General features: G+C 66.9%; 4 protein-coding genes. All 4 read right to left on the reverse strand.

The genetic code is table 11. The features are described 5' to 3' along the window. On the reverse strand, positions 1 to 1,396 hold a 1,396-nt coding region (locus ABZ646_RS42500), incomplete at its 3' end, for a hypothetical protein (protein ID WP_360531943.1). Between the two features lie 262 nt (positions 1,397 to 1,658). Then, positions 1,659 to 2,513 carry an LLM class flavin-dependent oxidoreductase gene (locus tag ABZ646_RS42505; RefSeq protein ID WP_360531946.1) on the reverse strand — a complete coding sequence of 285 codons (855 nt, stop codon included), beginning with the start codon at positions 2,511 to 2,513 and terminating at the stop codon, positions 1,659 to 1,661. A gap of 203 nt (positions 2,514 to 2,716) precedes the next feature. After that, positions 2,717 to 3,337: an NAD(P)-binding domain-containing protein gene (locus ABZ646_RS42510; RefSeq protein WP_360531949.1), complete on the reverse strand. Its 621-nt coding sequence runs from the start codon at positions 3,335 to 3,337 to the stop codon at positions 2,717 to 2,719. Between the two features lie 85 nt (positions 3,338 to 3,422). Next, on the reverse strand, positions 3,423 to 3,743 hold a 321-nt coding region (locus ABZ646_RS42515), incomplete at its 5' end, for an SDR family oxidoreductase (RefSeq protein ID WP_360531952.1).

Genomic DNA, 3,743 nt, shown 5'->3' on the forward strand with positions numbered 1-3,743 from the left:
CGTGGTCGCCGGTCTCGCGGTGGTGCTGCTGCCCGGCAGCCCGCAGATCGAGATCAGCCCGGACGTCATCGGTCTCGTCGTCCTCCCGCCGCTGCTGTTCCTCGATGCCATCGTCGGCGGCGCTCTTCTTTCCGAAGCCGCGGTGGACGCACATCAGTTGGTCGTGGGTGCCGTTCTTGTCGCGGTAGACGATCAGGGCGGGACCGGCGTTACTGGCGTGCTTGCTCAGTTCCTTGTCCGCAGTCCACCCTTTGCCCTCTTCGAAGACGGTGTACCACAGGCTCTGGTCCGTGTTGCCCCGGTGGACGCAGTAGAGCTTGTCCTTGAAGACCGCGAGGGCCGGGCCGGCCTTACTGCCGTGCCGGGGGAACTTTTGGCCCGTGCTCCAGGTGCTGCCGTCCTCGGAGACGGTCCACCACAGGCTGTTGTCGCTCCCGTTGCCCTTGTAGACGCAGTAGAGCTTGCCCTTGAAGACCGCCAGGGCTGGATTGGAGGAAGTGGCGTTGTGGGGGATCTCCTTGTCGTTGGCCCAGCTTTTGCCGTCGGCGTTGAGGGTGGTGTACCAGAGGCCAGCGCTTGACCCGCCGCCACGGTGAACGCAGTAGAGCCGGTTTTTGAACACGGCCAGGGCCGGTCCCGCGCTCGTGGCGTGCCGGGGGAAACGCTGGTCGGTGGACCATCCGCCTGTGGTCGTCCGGACGGTCCACCACAGGTCGGTGGTTCCGTTGCCCTTGTGGACGCAGTACAGCTGGTTGTTGAAGACCGCTACGGCCGGGCCTTCGTCGCTGGCGTGCTTGGGGAGTTCGACGTCGTTGCCCCAGCTGGCGTCAGGGTTGTAGAGGGCCTGCCACAGGCTTTTGTCCGAGCCGCCACCGCGGTGGACCACATACAGTTGGCCGCCGAACGAGGCCAGCGCGGGGTTGGACTCGCTGGCATGGGCAGGCAGCCGCTTGTCCTCGCTCCATCCGCTGCCTTCTTCGAAGACGGTCCACCACAGGCTGGTGTCTTCCTTGGGGATCTTCCCAACCGGGATGAGCATGCCGGGCGCGATCCACGGCGAGACGAGCTTGCAGCCGTACCCGGAAGACGCAGCGGAAATCCACACCGCCTTGGCCTTGCAGAACGCCTCAACGATCTTGTTGAAGGGTGACGGCAGGACCTCACCCCCTACGTCACCGATCAGCTCAGCGATGTCCGCCGCCGTGTCGGCGGCCTCGGCGTTGAGGTGGATCTCAAAACCCCACCACTTCTTCTCGGCCCAGACCTCGAGGCCGCGGGCAGCCAGTTCCGCCCGAGCCTGCGCGCCGCGCGCAAGGTCCTGCGGCGACGGCTCCGCATTGTCACTGCCGAGGACGTGGGTAGGGCCCCCGGTTGCTGCGGCTTCATCAATGGCCAACTGGCACTCCTAGCGTTGGTGCAGTGGCACCCGGGGCCGCCTCAGCAACCTCCGAGCGGAGCTGACAAGCTCCACCCGACCATGAACCGTTCGACACGGAATGTAGCAACTCGACCCGCCTGGGTAATCATACTTTCGGTGCGGCCATGCCGGGAATACGAGCCGTTTACCTATCCGGTGGGCGTGGACGTGCCAAAGAAGCGACGTCCACCAGACCCGACCGTGTCGTAGAGCTAAGTCACCAGGGTGAGGGGCGCATGTGCTATGTGCGACCGCGGGCGACGTGTTCGCGTACGGCGGGTGCTGTTTCGGCGGCGAAGCGTTCGAGCTCGTAGGGGTCGTCGCTGATCAGGAGGAAGACGCTGACGCCATCCTGGAGGGTCATGTGGGCCAGTGCTTCCGGGGTCTGCTGGTCCGGGACGATGTTGAGCAGACGGGTGATCTCGCGGGGGTCACGTGCCGCTGCCCGTGCGGCGTCGTCGATGATCGCGTTTCCCTTCGGCAGGGCGCCAGGCGTCATGACCGGCAGCGACGCCAGCCACCCGTCGGCCTTGCGTCCCACGAGATCCTGCATCTTCGGCTTGTGGGCGCCGAGCCAGATCGGAATTTTGTGTGCGGGCGCGGGTCCGCGCTCGGCGTCGTGGACCTTGTAGAACTCGCCGTCGGCAGTCAGGGTGCCGGGCGCGTCGGCGTCCCAGATTCCGCGGATGACGTCGATCGCCTCGTCAAGGGCCGCCACGCCCTGTAGTGGGGTCAGCCGGCGCCCGCCGACCGCGTGCACGGCATCCCAGTAGTAGCCGGCCCCGATCCCGAGGTTCATCCGGCCGGCGGAGAGCAGGTCGAGGCTGGCAGCCGCGCGGGCGAGCACGGCAGGAGGCTGGCGCAGCGGCAGGTTCAGCACGTTGCCGGACACTCCGATGCGCTCGGTCCGCGCTGCCACCCAGCTCAGCAGAGTCCAGGTATCGAGGAAACTCGACTGGTAAGGGTGATCCTGGAAGGTGACGAAGTCGAAACCGAGCCGCTCACTGAGCAGCGCCAACTCGACCGGGCGATGCGCCGGAGAGTTGGTAGGAGCGATAAACGTTGCGAAACGCAGAGGATGACCATAGTCAGGCATGGGTGTCTTCTTCAGTCAGTCGTATGTGGACGGCCGCGCGATGAGAGGGCGTCACCGATCTGCTCGACGACACCTTCGCCGGTGCCGGAAGCGGTCCACAGCAGTCAAAGTCGATTGCCTGCACGTCGGATGACGCAGGGCTGCCCGGTGTCTCGGGCAGCCGAACCCGCGCCTGCCCGAGAGGGTCGCCGGTTGCCGTGCTCTCAGCCCGAGACGTTGATGCCGAGGCTGATGTCGAACCCTGCACCATGGCTGGCCACGCCCATCAGTAGCGGACCTACGGCCTCCAGCCAGTGCGCCATCGCGAGGCCGCCGGCATCCAGCGGGCGCAGTCCGAGGCTCTCGATGAATACCGACACGCTCGCCTTGGCGTCCGCGTCGTCGCCGGCGATGAGCACGTCCAGCGGTCCGCCCCTTGCCAGGACGTGGCCGAAGACGGTGTTGAACGCCTTCACGATGTGCGCGCCTGCCGGGACGGCCTTGGCGATCTCCTGCGCACCGGACGTGCCGTCCGGGGTGACCAGCGCGCTGGCGTCGGCATTGAAGGTGTTCGAGATGTCGATGACGACTTTACCGGCCAGCGCCTCCCCGTACTGGGTGACGACCTGCACGGCGCTGGCGTAGGGCACGGCGAGGATGACGAGGTCGCCGGCCGGGGCCGTTGCGAATGTCCCGGCCGTTGCGCCGCCGCCGAGCGTGGCGGCCAGTTCCTTGGCCTTGGCCGCGTCGCGGCCGATGACCTCGACGGCGTTGCCGCCTGCGACCGCGCGGGTGGCTATGGCGCGGGCCATGCCTCCGAGTCCGATCAAGCTGACGTTACTCATGGACGAATCCTCACTTTCGGTGGTCTGGGTTCGACTTTCCGTCGTCGTGGCAGGTCGGCCGGGCCGATCGCCCAGCCGATGAGCGTCAGACCTGACTGAACCCGCCGTCGACGACCAGGTTTGCGCCGGTGACGAAGCCGGCGTCCGGGGAAGCGAAGAACAGCGCGGCAGCCGCGATCTCCTCGCTGGTCCCCAGCCGTCCCAGGGGGATGAGGGAGGTGATCTGCTCCCGGAATTCGGGCGTGACGGTACTGAAGAGCGCGGTGTCGATCGAGCCGGGACTGACGACGTTCACCCGGATTCCCCGGTCCTTCAGCTCCGCAGCCCAGGTGCGCGCCAGTGAGCGAACGGCCGCTTTGCTGGCCGAGTACACGCTGGCGCCGGGGACGCCCTTGGTCGCGCTGGT

The organism is Streptomyces sp. NPDC007162, assembly GCF_040634175.1.
Classification (GTDB): domain Bacteria; phylum Actinomycetota; class Actinomycetes; order Streptomycetales; family Streptomycetaceae; genus Streptomyces.